Below are 23,811 nucleotides of genomic sequence, written 5' to 3'. Positions count from 1 at the left end.
CGGGCGGGACGGGGCGGGCCGAAGTGGCGGGCCGCCGGCCGGAGTCATCGCGCCAGGGCGCGGCGGACCCGGCCGAGCACGCGCCGCAGCAGGGACCGACGGACGGGAGCGCCCTTCTGCGCGGCGGACTTTTTCCTCTTCGGCAGGGCCGTGGCCGCGACGACCCTCGCCACGCCGTCGTCGGTGAACCGCAGGCCGACGGGCAGGACCGTCCAGCGGGGTGTGCCGCGCTTCGCGGACGGCAGCCCCAGCTCCACCCGCCAGGCCCGGCCCGTGAGCGTCTCCACGGGCAGCTCCGACGCCAGGAGGGCCCCGTCGCCCTTGGGGACGAGCGTGGCGGGGCTCTCGGCCTTCGCGCCGGTCGTCGCGTCCGTCAGGCGCAGCGCGACGTCCTCCGGGTCGGCGGCGTGCAGCCGCAGCGGTACGGAGAGGCTGCCGTCGTCGTACGTCACGTGGGCGGGGGCGATCCTCGCGACGTCGCGATCGAAGCGGCTGGTGGCGTGGTCGACGTCCAGCGACAGGTTGCCGTACGGCTCGGTCCAGTACGGCAGGACCAGCCGCCGGGGCGTACCGCTGAGGGTGCCCTGGCGGGCCGCGTCCACGGTGTCCGCGCGGACGGCCCCCAGCCGGGCCTCCTTGGTCCAGCCGCAGGCGCTGATGCGGAAGTGGATGTCCCAGATGCCGGGGCCGAGCGGGGCGCGGTTGGCGGCGGTCCCGGGGTCCACGGCCGACTCCGCCCGCAGGACGAGCCGGAAGGCCCCGTCGGCGCCGTCGGCCGGCACCCGCTCGCGCGTGAACTCGACGGGCTGGTAGAACTCGGCGGCCGTGGAGCGTTCCCGTACGACGAGGTCGACCTTCGCCTGGTCCACCGGCGCGCGGGTACTGGCACCCAGCTCCCGGATCGCGGCGGCGGTCTCCTCGCCGAAGGGCAGGTCGAGGCGGGCCTCGCCGTCCTCGGTGAGGAAGGTGAGCGGGGAGCCGGCCACCTGGTACTCGGCGGTGAAGCCGATCCGCAGCGCCCCGGTCTCCCAGCCGAGCGTCTCCAGCCGTCCCGTGGGCTTGATCTCGGCCTCCCACCGGGCCAGTTCCTCCAGGTCGGCGAACCGGTCGGCGGCCACCAGGGCGGCGACGACCTGCTGGGTGGGCTGGAGCCCGGCGGCGACCCCGGGGCCCATGCGCTCGACGACCACCCCGCGGATCTCGTCGTACAGCTCGCGGCGGTAGTCCTCGGGCAGGGCCAGCAGTCGGCGCCCGCGCAGCCGCTCCACCATCTCGTTGCGCAGCCAGCGGCGGTAGAGCTTGTCGCGCAGCGCGCCCGGCTCGGTGTTGCGCTCGACGACGTCCAGCGCCTCGCGCAGGTTCTTGAAGTAGCCGACCGGGTCGAAGCGCTGGAAGCCGGCGTTCGAGGCGTCCTCACGCTTGACGTGGTAGTAGCAGAGATAGTCGCTCAGCACCGCGATGTTCGAGGCGAGCAAGTAGGTCTCGGCGACAAAGACATGGTCTTCGAGGCGGCGCCGGCCTTCCTTGAATCGGATGTTGTTCCGGTCCAGGAATTCCTTGCGGAACATCTTGTGCGGGGTGAGGCTGTCGATCAGCGGGGCATTCCTGACGTTCGCGTGCGGCCGATTGACGCGGAACAGTTCGAGCGGAACCGGCCTGCCCTTGCCGGCCATCTTTCCGACGATCACATCGGCGTTGTTCTCGACACCGTATTCGTACATGCGCTCAAGGGCTTCGTCACCGAGCCAGTCGTCATTGTCGACGAACATCACGAACTCACCCCGGGCCGCGGCGATCCCGACGTTGCGGGGCTTGCCGGACCAGCCGGACGGCTCCTGGTGGATCACGTGCATGTGGGGATGCTCGGCGGCGAGCAGGTCGAGCCGTTCGGGGGTTCCGTCCGTCGACCCGTCGTTGACGAAGATGGCTTCGTACGTGTCGTCAGGCAGGCTCTGGCGCAGCAACGAGGCAATGCAGTCCTCGATGTACTGACCGGGGTTGTACACCGGAATAACCACGCTGACCTTGACGGACATGCGATAAGCCCCACTGGTGAAAGCGCCCCGGCGTCTGGTCGCGGGACATCGGAAAACCCACAATATCGTCTGGCCGTAAGGCAGCAGGATCGCCGTCCACAGCTTCGGCCGCCCGGTCCGTAAATCATTCCGGACCGGGCGGCCGGCGGTTCAGCGTCCGACGGCCTCGATCTGCTTGCGCAGGGGACCGAACGCGGAGCGCCCGCGGCGCAGGTCGCGGGCGCGGGTCAGCTGGCGCCAGAAGTCGGCGGTGAGGACGGTCTCGGGAGCGATCGCGTTCTTGCGGACGATCACCTCGTCCGGGACGGCCTGGGGGTCCGGTACGACGTACTCCTCGATGATCTTGTCGTACGCGTCCTTGAGGACCGTGCTGGTGGGGTCGGCGCCGAAGATCAGCACCACACCGGTCGGCTGCGTGTCGACCTCGACCACGAGCAGGTCGGGACGGAAGCGGCGGAGCACGGTGGCGACCTTGTAGACGTCCCCGGTCCACGCGTCGGTGTGGCGGTCGCGGGCGGCCTCGTCGATGTTGCGGGGCAGCATGTCGTCGAGCACGATCACGCTGGACCAGCGCGCGTGGCGCTCGACGTTCATGAAGTCGCGCAGGGCGAACTCGAAGAGGTGCATGCCGTCGATGAACGACAGGTCGAGCTTGGGGTCCCCGCCGAACAGCGCGAGGGGGTCCTTGCGGGCCAGCGCGCGGAACGGGTTGCGCTGGGGCCGCAGGTGCAGCAGGGGGTCCTTGCGGGCGAAGAAGTCGTCGCTGGTCGCACGTACCAGGTGGACGTCGCAGCTGATGGCCTTGACCACCTTGAAGGCGGGGTCGACCGCTACGGAGGGAACGCGGGAGAGAGCCAGGCTGCGACCGTCGTTGACCCCGATCTCCAGGTAGGTACGGGGTTTGTAGACGCGGTGCAGTTGACGCAGGAAGCCGTGGCGATCCACTGAGGGCCCTTCACTCAGAAGCAAACATTGGAGTCGTTAATTCCGAGTGAAGGTAGTCCCTCCGCCGACAAAACGTAAATGGCTACCGGTTGGTAGCAGCGCCTCCGCGCTCGCTCTCCAGCAAGGCGGGGAAGGCCTCCGCGAGAGCTTCACGCCACTCCCTCATCGGTCCGAACCCGGCCTCCTTCCACCGGTCGTGCCCCAGCACGCTGTACGCGGGGCGGGGTGCGGGCCTGACGAAGGCGTCGCTGGTCGTGGGGCGTACCCGGGCGGGATCCGCGCCCAGCAGCCGGAAGATCTCCTGGGTGAGGCCGAACCAGGTTGTTTCGCCCCCGTTCGTCCCGTGGTAGACCCCGGCCGCCGCCTCGCCGCGCAGCGCGTGCCGGCCGAGGCCCGCCAGCCGCTCCGCGAGGTCCGCCGACCAGGTGGGCTGACCCCTCTGGTCATTCACCACATCGAGGGTGTCCTTGACACCCTCCAGCTTGATCATTGTTCTGATGAAATTGCCGCCGCCGGCGCCGTAGAGCCACGCGGTACGGATCACGAACCCGGTCTCCGGGAGTGTCTCCAGCACGGCGCGCTCGCCGGCGGCCTTCGTCCGGCCGTAGGCGTTGAGCGGCGCCAGCGGGGCGTCTTCCGGGTACGGGTCCCCGGCGTCGCCCGCGAGGACGTAGTCCGTGGAGACCTGGAGCAGGAGGGCGCCGGAGTCCCGGCAGGCCTCGGCGAGCACCCGGGGCCCCGTGCCGTTGACCGCCAGGGCCGCCTCCTCCCCCGCCTCGGCGTCGTCCACCGCCGTCCAGGCCGCGCAGTTCACCACCACGGCGGGGCGGTGCTCGTCCAGGGCGGCCCGTACGGACGCGGGGTCCGTGATGTCCAGGGCGGCCCTGCCGAGCCCCGTCACGGCCTCTCCGTCCGCCGTGAGCCGGGCCAGGAGGTCCTGGCCCAGCATGCCGCCCGCTCCGGTGACCAGCCAGCCGCTCACAGCGCCGCACGCTCCTTGAGGGGCTCCCACCACGCGCGGTTCTCGCGGTACCACCGCACCGTCTCGGCGAGGCCGGTGACGAAGTCCTTGCGCGGTTCGTACCCCAGCTCGGTGCGGATCTTGGCGCAGTCGACGGAGTACCGCCGGTCGTGGCCCTTGCGGTCGGTGACGTACTCGACGCTGGTGTCCCAGTCAGCCCCGCACGCCTCCAGCAGCAGCCCGGTCAGTTCCTTGTTGGACAGTTCCGTACCGCCGCCGATGTTGTAGACCTCGCCCGCGCGGCCCTTCGTGCGGACCAGTTCGATGCCCTGGACGTGGTCGTCGATGTGCAGCCAGTCGCGCACGTTCCCGCCGTCGCCGTAGAGCGGGACCTTCCTGCCGTCCAGCAGGTTCGTGATGAACAGCGGGATGACCTTCTCGGGGAAGTGGTGGTGCCCGTAGTTGTTGGAGCAGCGGGTCACGCGCACGTCGAGGCCGTGGGTGCGGTGGTACGAGAGCGCGATCAGGTCGCTGGACGCCTTCGCGGCGGAGTAGGGCGAGTTGGGCGCCAGCGGGTCGGTCTCGGGCCAGGAGCCCTCGTCGATCGAGCCGTAGACCTCGTCCGTGGAGATGTGCACGAAGGTCTTCACCCCCGCGCGGTGCGCGGCGTCGATCAGGGTGTGCGTGCCGACGACGTTCGTACGGACGAACTCGGCGCCGCCGTCGATGGACCGGTCGACGTGCGACTCGGCGGCGAAGTGCACCACCTGGTCGTGCTCGGCCATCAGCTTGGCGACCAGCTCCGGGTCGCAGATGTCGCCTTCCACGAAGGAGAACCCGGGGTGGTCACGGACCTCGTCGAGGTTGACCGGGTTGCCCGCGTACGTGAGCTTGTCGAGGACGGTGAGGGCGACGTCACCGGGGCCCTGCGGGCCGAGCACCGTACGGACGTAGTGCGAGCCGATGAAGCCCGCCCCGCCGGTCACCAGGATCCTGGTGGGACGGCCGGATGTGGCGGAAGTTGTCATGACGAGATCTGCACCTTGCTGTGGTCGCCGAGGACGAGGCGGTGGGCGGACGGGTGACGGGGGGCCGGGGTGACCTCGACGTTGCGGCCGATCAGCGACGCCTCGACCCGGCGTACACCGGTGATGGAGGCACCCCGCAGGATGATGGAGTACTCGATCTCGCTGTCCTCGATCGTGCACTCCTCCGAGACCGACGTGAAGGGACCGATGTAGGCGTCGCTGACCACCGTGTCCGCGCCGATGATCGCGGGGCCGACGATCCGGCTCCCGGTCACCTTCGCACCCTTCTCGATCCTGACCCGGCCGATGATCTCACTGGCCTCGTCGACGGTGCCGTCGCAGTGCGGCTCGATCCGCTCCAGCACCGAGCGGTTGACCTCCAGCATGTCCGTGACGTTGCCGGTGTCCTTCCAGTACCCGGAGATGGTCGTGGACCTGACGTCCTTCTTCTGGTCGATCAGCCACTGAATGGCGTGGGTGATCTCCAGCTCGCCGCGCCAGGAGGGCTCGATGGACCGTACGGCCTCGTGCACGGCCGGGGTGAAGAGGTACACGCCGACCAGCGCGAGGTCGCTCTTGGGCTGCTTCGGCTTCTCCTCCAGGGCCACCACCCGGCCGCCGACGTCGAGTTCGGCCACGCCGAAGGAGGTCGGGTTGGGCACCTGGGTGAGCAGGATCTGCGCGTCGGGCCGGTCGGCGCGGAATCCGTCGACGAGACCGGAGATACCGCCGACGATGAAGTTGTCACCGAGGTACATCACGAAGTCGTCGTCGCCCAGGAATTCGCGGGCGATCAGCACCGCGTGCGCCAGGCCGAGCGGGGACTCCTGCTGGAGATAGGTGATCCGCATTCCGAATTGCGAGCCGTCGCCGACCGCCTCCCGGATCTCGTCGGCGGTGTCGCCGACGATCACGCCGACCTCTGTGATGCCCGCTTCCGCGATGGCTTCCAGGCCGTAGAAGAGCACCGGCTTGTTCGCCACCGGTACCAGCTGTTTGGCGGAGGTGTGCGTGATGGGGCGCAGACGGGTACCCGCCCCGCCGGACAGCACGAGAGCCTTCACGTTTTCCCGACCTCACTGAAGATTGTTACTGCGCGGGCTGTACGGATCAGCCCGATTTTACCCAGCGTTTCCCCTGAGGGCGGTACCCGGCCACGTCCGGACACGCCCCCGGCGGCGCCGGAGACCGCGCGGTCCGGTCATCCCTTCGAAGCCAGCGCGCGCATTCTCCCGCGCAGTTTGCGCGCCGCCCGCCGCGCGAGCGACGCGGGCCTCCGGATGGTCTTGGCCGGTTCCACCCGCCGCTTGCCCGCCCAGTCGTTCACGGTGATCTCGTACGTCACGTCCCGGATACCCGCCCCGCGGGCCCCGAAGTGCGGGAAGGCCAGATACGTCGTCCCCGTCCGGCCCTTGCGGACCACCTCGGGCACGGTGCCGGCCTGGAGGAAGGCGAGGACGTCGAGGAGGAGGTCGAGCCGCCCCCTGGCCACACACTCCAGGCGCAGCCGCTCGTTCACCTTCAGACGGGCCGCCAGACCCGGCGTCCAGTATTCGGCCATCAGGGGGGCGGCCAGCTCCATCTTGTGGAGCCGGACCTCGTCGGACTCCTTGAGCAGGCGTGGGGTGAACTGCTGGAGCAGGGTGACCGTGAAGGGTCTGGTCATCAGCTTGTCGCGCTTGGCGCCCGGGGGTACGAGGTCGGCGATCAGCTTCATCAGGGCCCGCGCGGAATCGAACCGCAGGATGTATCCGCCCGACTTGGTGACGTGTTTGCCGTCGTCACGGCCGACGAGGTAGTAGCACGTGTAGTCGGCCACGATCGAGACACCGGAGCCCCGCAGGAAGGCCTCCAGGGTGAAGAGGGCGTCCTCGCCGGTCTTCAGCTCCTCGTCGAAGGTCAGGTCCAGCCGGGTGAGCAGGTCGCGCCGGAAGAGCTTCTGCGCGCTGAGCGCGAAGATGGCCCGGGAGTTGAACACGTCGACCCGCTCGACGGTCTTCCCCCACATGGACCGGGGGGCGGTGCGGTTGACGCCCTCGACCTTGCCGAGCACCACATCCGTGCCGGCGCGGTCGGCCATGGCGACCATCCGTTCGAGGGCCTCCTCGCCGAAGTAGTCGTCGGCGTCGAGGAAAAACACATAACGGCCGCGCGCCATCGACAGACCCACATTGCGGGGACCGCTGGGGCCGCCGGAATTGGCCTGGCGCACCACTCTGGTCGGGACGGCGGACTCGGCGGCGAATTTCTCCAGATACTCCCCCGTGCCGTCGGTCGAACCGTCGTCGACGGCGACGATCTCGATTCTGCCGGCGCCCAGCGTCTGATTCTCCACCGATTCCAGACAGCGGACGAGGTAGGGCATCGCCTCATATGCGCCGACGATGACGCTCACATCAGGAACAGCAATGTTGTTCATCGAGTTTTAAGACAATCGTCGCCGGGCATCGGTTGCCTCGCCCTCATCACCTGGAATGTGACGTCCATCACGACTCATTTCCGCCGTACGGTACGACACAAAAACCCGCAGAACACCGAAGGGCGTTCTGCGGGTCTTCGCTTCATCCACGTGGAGATCAGCGGGCAGGGATCAGCCGCGCAGCGACGGATCCAGATCGTTGTTCTCCGGCTCGACGAGGGCGTCCGCGGCCGTCTCCAGCCCCTCTTCCGCCCTGGCCTCCATCGGGGCCGAGTCGTCCGGCGCCGCCGCGTCCGCCACGCTGTCGGGCTCGGCGAGGCGCTGCTCGACGCCGACGTTGCGCGACAGGGACTTGCCCGCCAGCGTGCGGGTGGCCGTGTTGAACTGCTCGATCGACGTGGGCTCGTCGGGGCCGAGCAGATACCGCTTCAGTTCGTGGCGGGCGGCCGCCCTGGTGTCCCCGGCCGGGTCCGTCACCGTACGGAGCAGCTCGTCCAGCTCCTCGGCGCTGTTGGACAGGATCACCGCGGCCCGTACGGCGGTGTTCTGCCGCTTGAACTCCTCGGCGCCCAGGTCCGCGGAGTCGGTGACCGCGTACGGCTTGCCGCTCGCGATGAAGTCCGAGACCACGCTGGAGATGTCGGAGACCATGGCGTCCGACTCGTTGAAGCAGTCGTACAGCCGCGGCTCGGCGCCGCTGATGACCCGGTGCTCCCACCAGCCGAAGGAACGCCAGTACGCGGTGTTCCACTCCGCCCTGAGGCGGGTCAGCTCCGCCTGCCGCGCCGGATCGGCCTTGGCGTCACGCGACTCCTCGGCCTCGTCGCGGCTCGCGTCCGCCCCGGCCGTCAGCGCGGTGAGACGGGCCTCGACGCGGCTCAGCTCGGCCCGCGCGGCGGCCTGCTCGTCGCGCTGGGCGGCACTCGCCCAGCGGGTGTCGGTGGCGCGCTCCGCCGCGGCCTTCTGCACCAGCGCGACGATGCGCTCGTGCACGGCCTTCGCCTTCGGGCTGCGGGTGCCGGTGAACGGGTGCGGCTTGTACAGGAGGCGTACGGGCTGCTCGGCGGCGAGCAGCCGGTTCACGATGTTCTCGCCGGCCAGCAGCAGGGAGGTGTTGCCCGGGTTGTCGTCCCAGCCCTCCCAGGTGGGCGCGTACAGCACGGTGGGGACGGGGTGGCGCGGTACGCCGGTCCCCGACTCGATGGGGGCCAGCTGCGGGCGCCCCACCTCCACGATGTCCTCGTCACGCACGCCGACGTCGGCGAGCGCGTACCGGTCGCGGCCCGCGCGGCCCGCGGTCCACACCTCGTCGTACGCCTTGCTGAACGGGTTGACGCTGGCGAGCTTGTCGCTGTCGCCGTGGCCGATGAAGACGTGCTTCATGGTCGGCACCCGCAGCATGTGGATGTTCTTGCCCACGTTCGCGGCGTACAGGGCGACCCGGACGGTCGACAGGTCCAGGTTCATCAGGTGCACCCCGCCGGGGACGCACAGCACCGGCACGGCCGTCGGCAGGAGCTGCTGGGCGATGACCCGCTCGCGCAGCAGGACCATCGGCCGGTCCTCCATCTGGTCCAGCGTCTCCAGCCACATGTTGACCTGGTACGCGGACTCCTTGGAGCCGGAGAAGTAGAGGATCGTCGTCGGCCGGTACTCGGCCAGCCAGACGTCCACGGCCGCCAGGACCTTCTCGGCGGAGGGGACGAGCCGGCTGGGCCGCAGGTACGGCAGCAGGGCCAGCACGTACCCGACACCGAGGACCAGCGTGAGCGCGAGGCTCGCGTACCCGTACAGGTTCTCGTCCGTGGCCAGGGCGGCGATCACACCCGCCATGGCGAAGAGGTCCAGGTGGAGCATCTTCTCGGCGGACCGGTGGAGCAGCCAGCGCGGCGGGGCGTCGGGGATCCGGATGGAGCCGAGATCGATGTTCCGCGTGACCACGGGGAGCCGGCGGCGCAGGCGGAGGAGGGTCACCACCGCGCCGTGCGGTGCCTGGAGGCCGTAGAAGACGAGGACCGTCACGACGGTCACGTAGAAGATGCGGTCCTGACCGAGCCCGGAGCGGGCGACGAGCAGCACGAGGAGCAGCTGCCGGATCAGGAAGCGGATGGACAGACCGGCCCGCACTTTGGCGAGGCGGTTCACCAGATAACTGCCGCGGTGGTGCAGATGCGCGTCCGCGACATAACTGACGGCTACCGCGACTGCGAACAGCCAAATGTCAGGAATTATCGCGGCGAGCATGATGCACGGGAAACTGAGCACCAGGAGAAGTGCCGCTGCCAGCTCTGATCCGCTGCCTACCCGGGCGAGGCGAATGGCCGTCGAAATCACGAAAAACCTGCTCCAGACCGTGCCGGCTGATGACCTTGCGACGAAAGTGTGAAGACGAAGCTTCACGAACTCGGGCCCCCGCGGTGCGCGTTTCCGCAACCGCGAAGGCCCATATCATGGATTGTCACGAATTATTACACATCTTCCTGACGGTCCAGGACGGCGGCCAGCGCCTGCTCGAAGCCGGAGGCCTCGGACGCGGTGCGCGTCGGGTCCTGCTGCCGTACGTCGATGACGTGGCCGGTCAGCTCGGAGAGCAGGACGTCGAGGGACGTCCTGGCGACCGCCTCGGAGGAGAGCAGGGACCCGGCGGGCTCCTGGCCGAACGCCTTGGTCCGCATGGGGGTCGCGGTGCGCTCGGGGTTCACGCAGTTCACCCGGATCCCGTCGGCGGCCCACTCGTCCGACAGCGCCTGGGTCAGGTTCACCATGGCGGCCTTCGTGGACGAGTAGAGGCTGTACTCCGCGCGGCCCCGCGTGTAGCTGGAGGACGTGTAGAGGAGCAACTGGCCCTTGGTCTCGGCCAGGTACTTGTACGAGGCGCGCGCGATCTGCACCGGCGCCAGGTAGTTGACGTTCAGCGCTTCCTGGATCGTCGTGTTGTCCGTCTCGGCCAGCTTGCCGATGCGCAGCACACCCGCGGTGTTGATCACGTAGTCGATGCGGCCGGTCTCCGAGTACGCCTTGGACAGGGCGTCGTCGACGTGTTCCGGGTTCTCGACGTGCGTACCGGTGGTGGAACGCCCGAGCGCGTACACCGACGCACCGTACTGCTTCGCCAGGGCGGCGATGTCCGCGCCGATGCCGTACGAGCCGCCGAAGACCACCAGCGTCCGGCCGGAGAGCAGTTCGCGGTAGGCGGCCTCGTCGGCCTGGGCGGGGGCGGCGGTGGAGGCCAGCTGGAAGAGCTTGTCGGCGATGAAGACGTCGACGGGCTGGGTGACCTTCATGTTGTACTCGTCGCCCGCGACGACGTAGATCGGCACGTCGGGGAGGTACTTGAGCACCACCGTGCAGTCGTCCGTGGCCTGGAAGTTGGGGTCGCCGCCGGCGATGTTGTACGCCTTGCGGATCGTGGAGAGCTTGAAGGCCTGCGGGGTCTGGCCGCGGCGCAGCCGGGCCCGGTCGGGGACCTCGGTGATGAACTCGCCGTCGCCGCCGTGCGTACGGGTCACGATGATGGTGTCCGCGGAGGGGATCGCGACGTCGACGGCCTGGTAGCGGTCGAGCGCGTCCACGCAGTCCTGGATCACCCGCTGCGAGAGCAGGGGCCGCACGGCGTCGTGGAACAGGACGTTGGCGTCCTCGCCCTCCGCCAGGCCCTCACCCAGCGCGGCGATGGCCCGCTCGGTGGTCTCGTTCCGCGTCGCGCCGCCCTCGATCACCCGGGTGACCTTGGTCAGGCCGGCCTTGATGACGATCTTCTCCACGTCGGGGACGAAGCCCGGCGCCATGAGCACGATCACGTCGTCGATCGCATCGGCCTGCTGGAAGATCGACAGTGTGTGCTCGATGACCGCCTTACCCGCGATCTTCAGCAGCTGCTTGGGGATCGACAGGCCCACGCGCTGACCTGTACCGCCCGCCAGGACGACGGCGGTGGTGCGGGGCCTCGCGTTGGACGCGAAAGTTGCAGACACGTAACTGACCTACCTTGCGGACTCAGAGGATGAATCGATGGTCCCACCCACGGCAATCGTCCCGCAAGGCGGAGCACGGCTGACAGCCACCCCCACGCAACCCCTGATTCACCTGGACAGGCTACTGCGGCACTGGTCATGACACGGTCGCCGGAGGGGCGGGAACCCACCCCTCCGGCGACCGTGGAGACGCCTGTCACATGACGGCGCCGGTGACCTGCACGGATCCGCGCGGCCCGTACGGCCTGTGCGGCCTGTGCTGCCGTTACGGATCGACCCGTACGCCTAGAAGGGGTCGAACTCGTCGTACTCCTTCTGGACGTCGTCGCGCTCGGCGTCCCGGTCCCTGCGGCGCTGCGACGCGGGACGGGGTGCCTCCAGGCGGTGGTCCTCGCCGCGGCGGCCCAGCATCTCGGCGCCCGCCATCATCGTGGGCTCCCAGTCGAAGACGACCGCGTTGTCCTCGGCGCCGATCGCCACGCCGTCGCCCGACCGGGCGCCGGCCTTCATCAGCTTGTCCTCGACACCGAGCCGGCTGAGCCGGTCCGCGAGGTAGCCGACGGCCTCGTCGTTGCTGAAGTCGGTCTGGCGCACCCAGCGTTCGGGCTTCTCGCCGCGTACGCGGTAGATCCCGTCCTCTTCCAGGGCGACGGTGAAGCCCGCGTCGTCGACGGCCTTGGGACGGATGACGATCCGGGTCGCCTCCTCCTGCGGCTTGTCGGCGCGGGCCTTGGCGACGGCCTCGGCCAGCCCGAAGGAGAGCTCCTTGAGGCCGGTACGGTCCACCGCGGAGGCCTCGAAGACGTGGTAGCCGCGCTTCTCCAGCTCGGGCCTGATCATGTCGGCGAGGTCCTTGCCGTCCGGGATGTCGACCTTGTTGAGGACGACCATGCGCGGCCGGTCCTCCAGGCCCCCGTACAGCGCCAGCTCCGCCTCGATCACGTCGAGGTCGGTGACCGGGTCGCGGTCGGACTCCAGGGTGGCGGTGTCCAGGACGTGCAGCAGCACCGAGCAGCGCTCGACGTGGCGCAGGAACTCAAGACCGAGGCCGCGGCCCTGGCTGGCGCCCGGGATCAGTCCGGGCACGTCCGCGATCGTGTAGACGACCGAACCGGCCGTGACCACACCGAGGTTGGGGATGAGCGTGGTGAACGGGTAGTCCGCGATCTTCGGCTTGGCGGCCGAGAGCACGGAGATCAGCGACGACTTGCCGGCGCTCGGGTACCCGACGAGCGCGACGTCGGCGACCGTCTTGAGCTCCAGCACGATGTCGCCGCCGCCACCGGGCACGCCGAGCAGCGCGAAGCCGGGGGCCTTGCGGCGGGCGGAGGCGAGCGACGCGTTGCCGAGGCCGCCGCGGCCGCCTTCGGCCGCCACGTACGTCGTGCCCTGGCCGACGAGGTCGGCGAGGACGTTGCCGGCCTTGTCGAGGACGACCGTGCCGTCCGGGACGGGCAGGACCAGGTCCTGGCCGTCCTTGCCGGAGCGGTTGGCCCCGGCGCCGGGCTGGCCGTTGGTGGCCTTGCGGTGCGGCGTGTGGTGGTAGTCGAGCAGCGTGGTCACGTCCTGGTCGACGACCAGGATGACGTCGCCGCCATGACCGCCGTTGCCGCCGTCGGGTCCACCGAGCGGCTTGAACTTCTCACGGTGTACGGAGGCGCAGCCGTGGCCTCCGCTACCCGCGGCGACATGCAGCTCGACGCGGTCCACGAAGGTGGTCATGGGGGTTGCCTCCAGTACATACGGAAATGTCTTAACAACAACACACGAAGGGCGGACCCGCTTCCCGATACTCCGGGAAGTGAGGTCCGCCCTCGCGAAGAAACCCGTTCTACAGGCGCCTGAGACCGATGAGGTCCTTAGGCGACCGGAACGATGTTCACAACCTTGCGGCCACGGCTGGTGCCGAACTCCACCGCGCCGGCGTTCAGCGCGAACAGCGTGTCGTCGCCGCCACGGCCGACGCCGGAACCCGGGTGGAAGTGTGTGCCGCGCTGGCGGACCAGGATCTCACCGGCGTTGACGACCTGACCGCCGAAGCGCTTCACGCCGAGCCGCTGAGCATTCGAATCGCGCCCGTTCCGAGTGGACGATGCGCCCTTCTTATGTGCCATGTCTCCTCAGTCCCTTACTTCGCAGCCGCGGGGATACCGGTGACCTTGATCGCCGTGTACTGCTGGCGGTGACCCTGGCGACGGCGGTAGCCGGTCTTGTTCTTGTAGCGAAGGATGTCGATCTTGACACCCTTGTGGTGATCCACGATCTCGGCCTGGACCTTGATGCCGTCCAGGACCCACGGGTCGCTGGTGACGGCGTCGCCGTCGACCACGAGCAGGGTCGAGAGCTCGACCGTGTCGCCAACCTTGGCGGTGGGAATCTTGTCAACCTCAACGATGTCGCCGACAGCAACCTTGTGCTGGCGGCCACCGCTGCGCACGATGGCGTACACGCGGAACTCACTCTCGCTCGGAACGGAAACCCCTGACGCCAGCCGCTCGCACGGCCCGGGGCCGTGACGATCCGAAAGGACGAGCGGCCTCCTCCGGCGAGGTGGAGCGGCGCCGGAAGGTGGGTGCTCAGGGATTGGCGCGTACATAAACACGCCGACGGCCAAGAGTACGGGCAGCCCACCGGGGAAATCAAACCAGCCCGGTGGCGGCAACGGCCTGTGCCCCGCCCCGGGAAGTCCGGGGCGGGGCACAGGCCGTTCAACCGCCGTACACCGGGGCGGTCCCACCGACTGAATCTGTCGGTGGGGCCGTCGGCGGTGCCGCCCGGCTCAGCTGTCCGTCGACGCCGTGACGGACGGTGCCGTCTGCTCGGCCGCCGACGTCTTCTTCGCCGCCGACTTCGTCGTCTTCTTGGCCGTTGTCTTCTTCGCCACCGTCTTCTTGGCGGCGGTCTTCTTCACCGCTGCCTTCTTGGCGACGGCCTTCTTGACGGTCTTGCGGGCCGTCTTCTTGGCCGGGGCGGCGTCCGCCTCCGGTGTGTCCTGCGCCGCCTGGGCCTCCTGGCCGGACCCGGGTGCCTCGGCCGGTACGGCCGCCTCCTCGGGCTTCGACGCGGCCACCACGACCACCGCCGAGTCCTCCGCGCCCGTCGGCGAACCGGCGGGGGCGGTGACCTTGCGGGTCGCCCTGCGGCGGGCGCGCGGCGGTGCGGCGTCCGGGGTCGCCTCCGCCTCGGGGGCCGTGGTGGCCTCCGTGGACGGGGCCGGCTCGGGCACGGGCTCGTGCTCGGCCACGGGGACGACGACCTCGGCGGCGGCCTCCGCGTCGGCGGCCTTCGGCGAGCCGGCCGGAGCCGTCGCCTTTCGGGTCGCCCTGCGGCGGGTACGGCCCGTGGGGGCCGCCTCCTCGACGGGTGCCTCCTGCGCGGGTGCCTCCACGGACGGGGCGGTGTCCTCGGCGAACGCCTCCACGACCGGCGGGGCCTCCACCGCACTCGCGGCGGGGGTCTCCACGACGATCTCCGCCGCCTCCGCCTCGGCCGCCCTCGGCGAACCGGCCGGAGCCGATGCCTTGCGCGACGCCCGGCGGCGCGAACGGCCGCGTACGGACGCCTCGGCCTCCGCCACGCTGCTGAACAGCTCCTCGTCCGGCGCGAACTCCGCCACCGCGAACGGGACCGGTGTCGCCACCTCGGCGGCCAGTTCGGCCTCCGTCTCGTGCTCGGGCTCGGTCAGCACGTCAACGTACTCGTGCTCGTGGTCGTGCTCGTGGCCGTCGTGACCGTGGTCCTGGTCCGTACCCGCCGCGCCGCCACGGCCGCGCTTCTTGGAACGCTTGCCGTTCCCGCTCACCGCGCCGTTGCCGTTGGCGTTGCTGTTCCCGCCACCGCCACCCGACGCCGTCGGCTGTTCCATGTGGACGATCACACCGCGCCCGTTGCAGTGGACGCAGGTCTCGGAGAACGACTCCAGCAGGCCCTGGCCGACCCGCTTGCGGGTCATCTGGACCAGGCCCAGCGAGGTGACCTCCGCCACCTGGTGCTTCGTACGGTCCCGGCCCAGGCACTCCAGCAGCCGCCGCAGCACCAGGTCCCGGTTGGACTCCAGCACCATGTCGATGAAGTCGATCACGACGATGCCGCCGAGGTCGCGCAGCCGCAGCTGGCGCACGATCTCCTCGGCCGCCTCCAGGTTGTTCCTGGTGACGGTCTCCTCCAGGTTGCCGCCCTGGCCGGTGAACTTCCCGGTGTTGACGTCGACCACGATCATGGCCTCGGTCTTGTCGATCACCAGCGAACCACCGCTCGGCAGCCAGACCTTGCGGTCCAGCGCCTTCATCAGCTGCTCGTCGATGCGGTACGTCGCGAAGACGTCGACCTCGCTCGTCCAGCGGGTCAGCCGGTCGGAGAGGTCCGGCGCGACGTGCGCGACATAGCCGTGGATGGTCTGCCACGCGTCGTCACCGCTGACGATGACCTTCGTGAAGTCCTCGTTGAAGATGTCGCGGACGACCCGGACCGTCATGTCGGGCTCACCGTAGAGAAGCGTCGGGGCGTTGCCGCTCTTCGACTTCTTCTTGATGTCCTCCCACTGGCCCTGGAGGCGCTCGACGTCACGGCGCAGCTCGTCCTCGCTCGCGCCCTCGGCGGCCGTACGCACGATGACACCGGCGTCGTCGGGGACGATCTTCTTGAGGATGGACTTGAGCCGGGACCGCTCGGTGTCGGGCAACTTGCGGCTGATGCCGGTCATCGAGCCCTCGGGCACGTAGACCAGGTAACGGCCGGGCAGGGACACCTGGCTGGTGAGACGCGCGCCCTTGTGGCCGATCGGGTCCTTCGTCACCTGGACGAGCACCGACTGGCCGGACTTGAGCGCGGTCTCGATCCGGCGCGGGCCGTTGGCCATGCCCAGCGCCTCGAAGTTGACCTCACCGGCGTACAGGACGGCGTTGCGGCCCTTGCCGATGTCGACGAACGCGGCCTCCATGGACGGCAGTACGTTCTGCACCTTGCCCAGGTAGACGTTGCCGACGTAGCTGGTGGCCTGTTCCTTGTTGACGTAGTGCTCCACGAGCACGTTGTCCTCGAGGACGCCGATCTGCGTGCGCTCGCCGTTCTGCCGTACGACCATCACACGCTCGACGGCCTCACGACGGGCGAGGAACTCCGCCTCGGTGATGATCGGCACGCGGCGGCGGCCCTGCTCGCGCCCCTCGCGGCGGCGCTGCTTCTTGGCCTCCAGGCGGGTCGAGCCCTTGATGGACTGCACCTCGTCGGAGCCGCTGTGGATCTCGCGCTCGCGGTCCGTCTCCTTGGCGCGCCGCTCACGCGGCTCGCGGACCTTGACGACCGTACGCTCCGGGTCGTCCTGGCCGTTCTGCGCGCTCTCGGCCTCGGGGCCGCTGTCACCGCTGCGACGGCGCCTGCGGCGGCGACGGCGGCTGCTGGAGGAACCGGTGCCCGATCCGTTGTCCCCGTCGTCGTAGGAGGCCTCGTCGCTGTCGTCGTACGACCGCTCCGTCTCCTCCTCGGCGTGGTCGTGGGCGCCGTCGGCGGACCGGTCGGTGTGCTGGTCGGTGTGCCGGTCGTCCGACTGCTCGTCCTGGGTGTCGTCCGACTCCGCGGACTCACCGCGACGGCGGCGCCGGCCACCGCGGCGGCGGCGACGCGACGGGCGGTCCCCGTACTCGTCACTGTCGTCGAAGGGACCGTCGGCGCCCTCGGCGCCCTGGTCGGCCTCCGGCTCGCTGTCGTCGGCGTGCTGCTCCTGGGCGGCCGGCGCCTCGACGGCGCGCGGGGCCTCGGCGGGCTCGGCGGACTCACCGCGACGGCGGCGCCTGCGGCGTCCCGCCGGCTCGGGGGCGGCGACGGGCTCGGCGGGGGCCGCGTTCTCCGTCGTGTCCGTGTCGAACGTGTCGTGTGTGTTGTCGTCCTCGTCGATGTGGTCGTCGAGGTCGTCGTGCCCGCGCGTCCCGGCGGCGGCGGCCATCGCGGCGGCCGTCTCGGGGGTCTGGAACATCGGCTCGGTGAAGACCGGGGCCTGGAAGACGGCCACGGCGGGCCGCGCGGAGCGGCGGCGCGAGCGCTCGGGGGCCTCGGGCTCCCGCTCGGGCTGCTTCGCGGGCTCGGGCTTCCTGGTGGCCTTGACGGGCTGCGGCTCCGGCGCGGAGACGGGCTCCGAGGCGGTGGGGGTGGTCTCCGGCGCGGCGGCCCTGCGGCGCGTGCGCCCACGGGTCGCGGCCTTGCCGGCCGCCTCGACCTCGGCCTCGTCGGCGCTGATCTGGGCGACGGCGTCCGCGGGCAGGCTCTCGCCGGCCACGGGCTCGTTCTCGTCGGGGACCGCTGCGGGGGCCGCGGCCTCGGGGGCCGGCGCACCGGCGGGCGCGGTGGCCCTGCGGGTGGCGCGGCGGCGCGGACGGGCGGCGGGCGCCGCGTCCTCGGCGGGGCTCTCGGCCTCGCTCCGCGCCGGGCCGTCCGTCGTGCTCACGGCTGCTTCGGGTACGTCGGCCACGGCGGCCTCGTCCTGCGCGGCGGCGGTCTCGGGGGCGGCGACCTTGCGGGTCGCACGGCGGCGGGCTCGCGGCGCGGGTGTTTCGGCGGGCGTCTCAGCCGGCGCCTCGTCGGGCGTCACGGCCGCCGCGGCCGCGCTCTCCGTACCGTCCTCGGCCTGCGGCGGCCCGGCCGGCGCGGTGGCCTTACGGGTGGCGCGACGGCGCGTACGCGGGGCGGGCGCCTCCTCGGACGCCGCCGCCGAGGTCTCTTCCGCCACGGGGGCGGCGACCGGCTCCACGGGGGCCTCAGCCGTCTCCGTGGTCGTCTCGGGCGCGGCCACCTTGCGGGTGGCCCGGCGCCGGGTGCGCGGCGCGGGCGCCTCGTCCGCCGCCGGTGCGGCGCCGTTCTCCGTACCGCTCGCCGCGCCGTTCTCCGTACCGCTCACGGCTTCCGCCGCTTCCCCGGCCTCGGAGCCCGCCGACGGCGGACCCGCGGGGCGGGACGCCGCACGGCGCCTGCGCCGGGGCGGCAGCGTGTCGCTGGGTGTGTTGTTGTCTTCTTCGGTGGTCCCGGCCGTACCGGGTTCGTCGTTCTCAAGCATGCGGGGTTCTCCCGTCGCGTTCCCGGGCGCCGCGCCTGATTCCGGTCCGGCCGCGGCTCGCGCATCGCGCGATCGCCGCCGTCCGGGGCGCGGGCGCCGCACGGGAACTGTTATGTCTGGCTCGCCGGTTCCCTACGCGAAGTACGTACGGCCTGGCGAAAGTCTTTTTTGGTGGAACGCGCCGCCCGACCCAGGTGGCTCCCGAGTACCAGGGCTGCGCTGTGACGACCGCCTATGCGGAACCCGCACCTTCCGGCGCTTTCGCGGCGGCGGGTCCGGCGGCCTGTTTCAGGCCGGCCGTGGCTGCCTCGCGGTCGGGCGCGAGCGGGTCGGTCACCGTGCCGGACTCCTCGTCGAAGAGCCCCTGCGCCAGCCTGGTCACCGCTGCGGGGACCGGCGGCGCCAGGTCGGCCACAGCTCGGAGACCGGACAGGACGTCGTCGGGTCGCACGGCAGGTGTCACGTGCCGAACAACCAGGCGCAGTATCGCACAGGGCCCGTCCCCCGGCCTATCAGCCCGGGGCGGGGTGACCTCCAGGGAGACCACTGCGGCGCGTGTGTCGAAGGTCCGCACACCGTTCTTCATACGGCGCTCGACCTCGACCGATTCCGCGGTCAGGAAGACGGACACGGCGTGTCCGGCTTCCTCAGGACGTACGCCCTCCAGCCGCAGCTCCCACACGGAAGCGGTCAGCCGGTCGGCGAGTCCTGACGTACGGGCCTCGACGGCGTCGATGATGTCGAGACCGGTGGGCAGCGACTCGTCGAGCAACTGTCGCAGCTTCTCCGGGTCGCGGTGCTCCACCAGGGCGATCTCCAGGAACTCGGCCTCACTGCCCGTGCCGGTGGGTGCGGCATTGGCGTACGACACCTTCGGGTGCGGGGTGAACCCCGCCGAGTACGCCATCGGCACCTCGGCACGGCGCAGCGCCCGCTCGAAGGCGCGCTGGAAGTCTCGGTGGCTGGTGAACCGGAGGCGGCCACGCTTGGTGTAGCGCAAACGGATGCGCTGCACCGCCGGTGTGGCTGGCGGCCCCTCGGGCTGTCGCTTGCCCAGTGGTTCTTCTCCTCGGTGCGGGGCGGAACACGCTCGCGTGCCGCCCTCGGACGTCCGGGTGGCCCCGGGTCCCCCGGCTCACCCCTGCTTGCGCAAGGAGATCTCAGGTGCGGGCACCGCGCCGGGGACAGTCGTTGTACTACCCAGAGTACGCGCCCGGTGCTCGATAGGTTCCCGGGGCTCGGTCATCCGTGGCGTGCCTCGTGTCGCACCCACCAGCGCGCGCCAGGCGTCACGGCGCGTCTGCCGGAACGTCTCCCGTGCGCTCTCGATCGTTTCCCGTGCGACGCGGCCGATTTCGCGGGAGGCGCGCCCGGCCGGGGCCAGCACGTTGTCCCGCAGCCAGTGCCCCACCGGGGTGCACACATTCCTGTACGTCCAACGTCCCGGCCGCCCCACCGCATTCCAGAGCAGCCAGGCGAGCGCCCTGCCGATGGCCCGCGAGAGGTATCCGGCGATGCGCCAGGCGACGGAGAACGCGGCGCCGATCTCCCGTCCGGCCGGAACGAGGATCCGCCGCACCACCCACCCGCCGGGCGCGACGACCAGGACGAGGGCGAGCCAGACGACCGCGGCCCAGAGGACGCGGCCACAGAACGAGAGTCCGTGGCCGAGACGGCCGAGCAGCCACACGAGGCCGGCGCCGAGCGGGATGAGGAGGCCGCGGTAGACCCACACGGCGGGCACCACCACCCCGTACCGCACCACGGGCACAACGACGTACCGCCACAACCCCACCACCGGCCACACCATCACCGCCACGGCCACCCACCGCAACCCCCTGCCCAGGGGCGTGAGCACGCTCCGGTAAGCGGCCATCAACAACCGGTCCAGCGCGCGCCCGAGCGGAACGAGCACCGCGCGCCACACCCACACCACGGGTGCCACGAAGACGGCGGTGACCCCCCACCGAAACGCCGTGCCAAGCGGTACGACCACCCTCTCGTACAACCAGACCAGCGGGATGCCCACCAGCACGCGCCCCAGCACACCCAGCGCCCCGCCCAGCCACCCGAGACCGAGCAACAGCCCCCGCCCCAGCGGACGCAGCACCGAACGGTCCACCGCCCTGGCGCCGGCGGCCGACAGGTCCCACACCACCCGTACGGGCAGGACGAGCAGCAGGACGACGATCCGCACCGGAATCCGGACGGCCACCGTCAGACAGCCCTCGCCACCCTCGTAGGCCGAAGGCGCTGATGCGCCCCGTACGCGACCCGCCGCACGCCCCGCTCGCCGTCCCGCGCCTTCTCCATGTCCACGCCCATGTCGGCCCCCCTGCCCAACAGGACGCGTCAGGGGCCGGTTCGGATCCAGAATCGGAGCTTTCCCCCGCGCTGGTCCTCCAGGACCCCGCCCACGGCCTCGATCACCTTCCGCGAGGCGGTGTTGGTGGTGTCGCAGGTGACCAGCACCGAACCGATCCCGATCCGCCGCGCCACGGGAAGCGCCTCGGTGAGCATGGCGGTCGCGTACCCCCGCCGACGGGCGGTGGGCCGCACCGCGTACCCGATGTGGCCGCCCAGCTCGTGCAGGAACGGATTGAGCCGGTGCCGGATCGCCAGCCGCCCGAGAAACGTGTCGCCCTCGACGTACCAGAGGGTGGTGTTGGGCACCCACCCCTCGATCCGCGGCGTCTCCTCCAACGGCTCGGCGTTGAGCTTGTCCACATACCCGGCGAACACCTCGGGCCGGTGCCAACTGGCCGCGTACTGCTCCATCTCATGAGCGAGCAGCGACCGCTCACCGGCCCCCTCCTCGACAAACTCCTTCATCGCGTCGAGAAACGAGGCATGAACGCGGACGTCGGGGGCGATGAGCTGCGGCATCCGCCCAGTGTCCCACCGGGCCCCGGTGATTGATCAGGAAAAATCCCGCCTGGCCCCCTGAAGTCGGAGCCCCTGTCATGCCGAGGGCTGCCGGGCGGGGCAGGGAAGGTCGGGAGCGGCACGGTTGGGGGAGCAGGTCACGAGGGCGACTGAGTGGAAGAGAGTGCCTTTCAGGTACTGGCCGAGGGACACGTCTCCACCCCACGCCAACCGTTCAACCGCCGCCCTGACCAGAAGCACCAGCCTGGCCCCCTCCCTGTCCTGGGCGGAGGCGAACCTGGGCGCGAACTCCGCGAGTCGGCGGCCGAGCCATTCCCCGGCTTCCTTGGGTTCCTCCCATGTCCCCCGGATCATCGAGGGCGGTTTCATGAGCCAGTGCGCGGTCTGGATCGGAGGCACACCGGTGGCCGGGAACACGGCGACGGCTTCCCGGTACCGATCGTGGACCTCTTGGTCACTGGTCACCGCCGGGGCCTGTCCGGCCGGCCTGCGGATGCTCTCCTTGTCGAACGCCTTCTTCTCACCGAGCCACGCGTAACCATGCTGGTGCACTGCCGCTCCGTTCCGAGAGATGACGACGGCCCTGCCCGTCGGTGTGGGGGCGGGGCCGTCGGTGCGGGTGCTGCCGTGGGATCAGGCGGAGAGGTCGAAGCGGGTGGGGTCGATGCCCGCCGCGTCCAGCTCCGCCGTGGTGAAGCGCAACGGCTCGGCGTCCGGGCGCTTGCTGTCACCCACGGCCCAGGCGTCCGGCCCGATCCTCGCGAGGGTGACGCACGCCTCGCCATCCGGGTGGGTATTGCCGCCGCACGCCTTCAAGAACGCGGCCCCCTTAATGGGGAGCCTGTACAGATCGGTCATCGTCGTTCCTTCCTTCGCCGCTGTCCACTTCCATCGGAAACCAATGGTGACCCGGCGACAGGCAACGCTCTAGCCGATTTCCTGTTCACGCAAAAGCTCGTCCCGGATGCCCTCGACCAGGACCCGCATATCGTCACCCGAAACGGCAGTTTCGCTGAATCCTTCAAACTTGGACGCATACAGGGCAATGTCCCTGGGGTCCGTCATCACTGTTTCCGCATGGACCAGCTCAACGGTCACCATGCGATCATCCTTTATGGAGAACGAGTGCCCCGGAAAATCCGTCTGCGAAGCGGACAGCGCGACGATTCTGATATCTACGCCGGGCAGTCAGGAGACGGAAATCAAGCGGTCCAGTTGCCCCACCATGACCAGGGGCGGAACGATGCGCCACCGAAGAACTGACTCCGTGATGACAAAACGGAATTCCTTGCCTTCCGCGTACAGCACACCTTGCCGCGCCAACCTCGCACCGATGGTGCGCTCCAACTGCGCTTCGGGCAGTCCCTTTCGAGCAAAAACCGCCCGCACATATTCGGGAGTCTGAAGCAGACCAGGAATGAGCGAGGGCTGAAACAGGCGCAGCAGAGCAGTCTGTGATTCAAGAGCCTGCACCTGCTGCTGTTTGCGGCTGTACCCCAACCGCCGAACAAGTCGCCACGCCGTGATCTCCGTGGCCGCCTCTCTGGCTGCGGCCATGTACTCGGCCTTGACCTCATCCGACACACCTATGGCCGTGAGGATGCAGTCGACGTCCGTGACGCTCGGAGCCACGTTCCCGTTCTCGATCTTCGACAGCTTGGAACGAGACATGACGGCACCACGGGCAACCGCCTTGGCCTCCAGTCCGGAGGACTCCCGCAGTTCCCGCAGCGCCGGGCCGAGGCCAAGTTTATTCACTCGCCGTACTTTGCCCACCATTCAGAGAACGGCACGGCCTGAGCCAGTGCCGTGTCCCTGTATTGCAAGAACCGGGCATTCTGGTCTTCACCCAGCATGTCGGCACCCAGATACTTGCCCTCCCCGTCATAATTCATGACGCCAACAACCCGCTCATCGAAGAGCCAGAAGTCCGGGGCTTCCGGAATGGGGTTCTCCTGGTTCGTGGTGTCCAGGATGAAGAATTCTTCCCCGGCCGCCATGTTCCGCCGGTATCCCCAGGAGAGTTCGAAGCGCAGGTAGTCGGTCAGCGGACGCGCGAGGATGTGGACCCGGTAGATTCGCTTGCCCGACCGGACCGCGTCCCCGATTGTCGTCATCCACTTGGCCGTCTGGTAACTCTCCGGCTGCGGCTCACCCGCAAGGAATGCCTGATAGGCATCGACGCCGCCCGACTTGCTGTAATCGTCCAGCGTCTCCAGCCGAAAGGCCTCCTGACCGAAGTCACCGAACCAGTCACCCAGCGTCTTGGACGAGGTTGTCACGGACAGCCTTCCGGATCAGCTCGACGGGGACCTCCACCAGGGTTTCGTGAGCAGGGATCACGAGCTCGTGGTCAGCCACCCTGTCCCCCTGGATGGCGGGCGTTCCCCGATCGGTGACGTAGATGGTGGGGCAGTCACCGTCCTCGCACTCACCCACCAGTCGTGTCAGCTTCACGTACTGCCTCCTCGTCGTCGGATGTCCAGTCCGATGCTCCCGGCACTCACCATGAGTAAC

The 23,811-nt window shown here is 69.8% G+C and carries 19 protein-coding genes and 1 pseudogene; all 20 read right to left on the bottom strand.

Annotated features, from left to right (window positions below):
- Window positions 1–44: 44 nt before the first annotated feature.
- On the bottom strand, window positions 45–2,036 hold the full coding sequence (locus tag ACIO1C_RS07865) for a glycosyltransferase family 2 protein (RefSeq protein ID WP_401859690.1): 1,992 nt from the start codon (window positions 2,034–2,036) through the stop codon (window positions 45–47).
- Between the two features lie 150 nt (window positions 2,037–2,186).
- Window positions 2,187–2,981, bottom strand: a complete 795-nt coding sequence (locus ACIO1C_RS07860; RefSeq protein WP_401859688.1) for a class I SAM-dependent methyltransferase — start codon at window positions 2,979–2,981, stop codon at window positions 2,187–2,189.
- An 82-nt stretch (window positions 2,982–3,063) separates the two neighbouring features.
- Window positions 3,064–3,930: a dTDP-4-dehydrorhamnose reductase gene (gene rfbD / locus ACIO1C_RS07855; RefSeq protein ID WP_401859981.1), complete on the bottom strand. Its 867-nt coding sequence runs from the start codon at window positions 3,928–3,930 to the stop codon at window positions 3,064–3,066.
- Between the two features lie 29 nt (window positions 3,931–3,959).
- A complete protein-coding gene (gene rfbB, locus ACIO1C_RS07850; RefSeq protein ID WP_401859686.1) occupies window positions 3,960–4,970 on the bottom strand; it encodes a dTDP-glucose 4,6-dehydratase in 1,011 nt (336 codons plus the stop codon).
- On the bottom strand, window positions 4,967–6,034 hold the full coding sequence (locus ACIO1C_RS07845) for a glucose-1-phosphate thymidylyltransferase (RefSeq protein WP_401859684.1): 1,068 nt from the start codon (window positions 6,032–6,034) through the stop codon (window positions 4,967–4,969). The genes rfbB and ACIO1C_RS07845 overlap by 4 nt, the downstream gene beginning before the upstream one ends.
- Before the next feature lie 137 nt (window positions 6,035–6,171).
- Window positions 6,172–7,389, bottom strand: coding sequence for a glycosyltransferase family 2 protein (locus tag ACIO1C_RS07840; RefSeq protein WP_401859682.1), 1,218 nt, complete (start codon window positions 7,387–7,389; stop codon window positions 6,172–6,174).
- A 171-nt stretch (window positions 7,390–7,560) separates the two neighbouring features.
- Complete coding sequence (locus tag ACIO1C_RS07835) at window positions 7,561–9,633, bottom strand: hypothetical protein (RefSeq protein WP_401859979.1); 2,073 nt, start codon at window positions 9,631–9,633, stop codon at window positions 7,561–7,563.
- A gap of 224 nt (window positions 9,634–9,857) precedes the next feature.
- Complete coding sequence (locus tag ACIO1C_RS07830; protein ID WP_401859680.1) at window positions 9,858–11,363, bottom strand: SDR family NAD(P)-dependent oxidoreductase; 1,506 nt, start codon at window positions 11,361–11,363, stop codon at window positions 9,858–9,860.
- Window positions 11,364–11,648: 285 nt separating this feature from the next.
- Window positions 11,649–13,085, bottom strand: a complete 1,437-nt coding sequence (gene obgE / locus ACIO1C_RS07825; protein ID WP_401859678.1) for a GTPase ObgE — start codon at window positions 13,083–13,085, stop codon at window positions 11,649–11,651.
- Between the two features lie 137 nt (window positions 13,086–13,222).
- A complete protein-coding gene (rpmA, locus tag ACIO1C_RS07820) occupies window positions 13,223–13,477 on the bottom strand; it encodes a 50S ribosomal protein L27 (protein WP_030352365.1) in 255 nt (84 codons plus the stop codon).
- 14 nt (window positions 13,478–13,491) lie between these two features.
- The gene (gene rplU, locus ACIO1C_RS07815; RefSeq protein ID WP_161307631.1) at window positions 13,492–13,812 is read right to left on the bottom strand and encodes a 50S ribosomal protein L21; all 321 of its coding nucleotides are present in this window, start codon (window positions 13,810–13,812) and stop codon (window positions 13,492–13,494) included.
- Between the two features lie 330 nt (window positions 13,813–14,142).
- Window positions 14,143–18,408, bottom strand: coding sequence for an Rne/Rng family ribonuclease (locus ACIO1C_RS07810; RefSeq protein WP_401859676.1), 4,266 nt, complete (start codon window positions 18,406–18,408; stop codon window positions 14,143–14,145).
- 232 nt (window positions 18,409–18,640) lie between these two features.
- Entirely contained in the window at window positions 18,641–19,423 is a 783-nt protein-coding gene (locus ACIO1C_RS07805) for a TIGR03936 family radical SAM-associated protein (RefSeq protein WP_401859674.1), read from the bottom strand.
- A gap of 120 nt (window positions 19,424–19,543) precedes the next feature.
- A complete protein-coding gene (locus ACIO1C_RS07800) occupies window positions 19,544–20,623 on the bottom strand; it encodes a hypothetical protein (RefSeq protein WP_401859672.1) in 1,080 nt (359 codons plus the stop codon).
- Between the two features lie 137 nt (window positions 20,624–20,760).
- On the bottom strand, window positions 20,761–21,294 hold the full coding sequence (locus ACIO1C_RS07795) for a GNAT family N-acetyltransferase (protein WP_401859670.1): 534 nt from the start codon (window positions 21,292–21,294) through the stop codon (window positions 20,761–20,763).
- A gap of 75 nt (window positions 21,295–21,369) precedes the next feature.
- Window positions 21,370–21,846, bottom strand: a complete 477-nt coding sequence (locus ACIO1C_RS07790) for a hypothetical protein (RefSeq protein WP_401859668.1) — start codon at window positions 21,844–21,846, stop codon at window positions 21,370–21,372.
- Between the two features lie 81 nt (window positions 21,847–21,927).
- Entirely contained in the window at window positions 21,928–22,152 is a 225-nt protein-coding gene (locus ACIO1C_RS07785; RefSeq protein ID WP_401859666.1) for a DUF397 domain-containing protein, read from the bottom strand.
- Window positions 22,153–22,221: 69 nt separating this feature from the next.
- A pseudogene (locus ACIO1C_RS07780) lies at window positions 22,222–23,052 on the bottom strand (helix-turn-helix domain-containing protein).
- On the bottom strand, window positions 23,049–23,576 hold the full coding sequence (locus ACIO1C_RS07775; RefSeq protein WP_401859664.1) for a DUF6879 family protein: 528 nt from the start codon (window positions 23,574–23,576) through the stop codon (window positions 23,049–23,051). Before ACIO1C_RS07775 ends, ACIO1C_RS07780 begins: the two are co-directional and overlap by 4 nt.
- Entirely contained in the window at window positions 23,548–23,751 is a 204-nt protein-coding gene (locus ACIO1C_RS07770; protein WP_401859662.1) for a hypothetical protein, read from the bottom strand. The genes ACIO1C_RS07775 and ACIO1C_RS07770 overlap by 29 nt, the downstream gene beginning before the upstream one ends.
- Window positions 23,752–23,811 lie beyond the last annotated feature (60 nt).

Origin of the sequence: Streptomyces sp. NPDC087420, from assembly GCF_044744165.1 — a bacterium.
GTDB lineage: Bacteria > Actinomycetota > Actinomycetes > Streptomycetales > Streptomycetaceae > Streptomyces.
This window is presented reverse-complemented; position numbering and strand designations above follow the sequence as displayed.

Excerpts from the sequence above, each read along its gene's own strand:
- rfbD (WP_401859981.1), bottom strand. The coding sequence starts at position 3,930 with ATGCTGGGCCAGGACCTCCTGGCCCGGCTCACGGCGGACGGAGAGGCC.
- ACIO1C_RS07785 (WP_401859666.1), bottom strand. The coding sequence starts at position 22,152 with ATGACCGATCTGTACAGGCTCCCCATTAAGGGGGCCGCGTTCTTGAAG.
- ACIO1C_RS07840 (WP_401859682.1), bottom strand. The coding sequence starts at position 7,389 with ATGAACAACATTGCTGTTCCTGATGTGAGCGTCATCGTCGGCGCATAT.
- ACIO1C_RS07865 (WP_401859690.1), bottom strand. The coding sequence starts at position 2,036 with ATGTCCGTCAAGGTCAGCGTGGTTATTCCGGTGTACAACCCCGGTCAG.
- ACIO1C_RS07795 (WP_401859670.1), bottom strand. The coding sequence starts at position 21,294 with ATGCCGCAGCTCATCGCCCCCGACGTCCGCGTTCATGCCTCGTTTCTC.
- rpmA (WP_030352365.1), bottom strand. The coding sequence starts at position 13,477 with ATGGCACATAAGAAGGGCGCATCGTCCACTCGGAACGGGCGCGATTCG.
- rfbB (WP_401859686.1), bottom strand. The coding sequence starts at position 4,970 with ATGACAACTTCCGCCACATCCGGCCGTCCCACCAGGATCCTGGTGACC.
- obgE (WP_401859678.1), bottom strand. The coding sequence starts at position 13,085 with ATGACCACCTTCGTGGACCGCGTCGAGCTGCATGTCGCCGCGGGTAGC.
- ACIO1C_RS07835 (WP_401859979.1), bottom strand. The coding sequence starts at position 9,633 with ATGCTCGCCGCGATAATTCCTGACATTTGGCTGTTCGCAGTCGCGGTA.
- ACIO1C_RS07810 (WP_401859676.1), bottom strand. The coding sequence starts at position 18,408 with ATGCTTGAGAACGACGAACCCGGTACGGCCGGGACCACCGAAGAAGAC.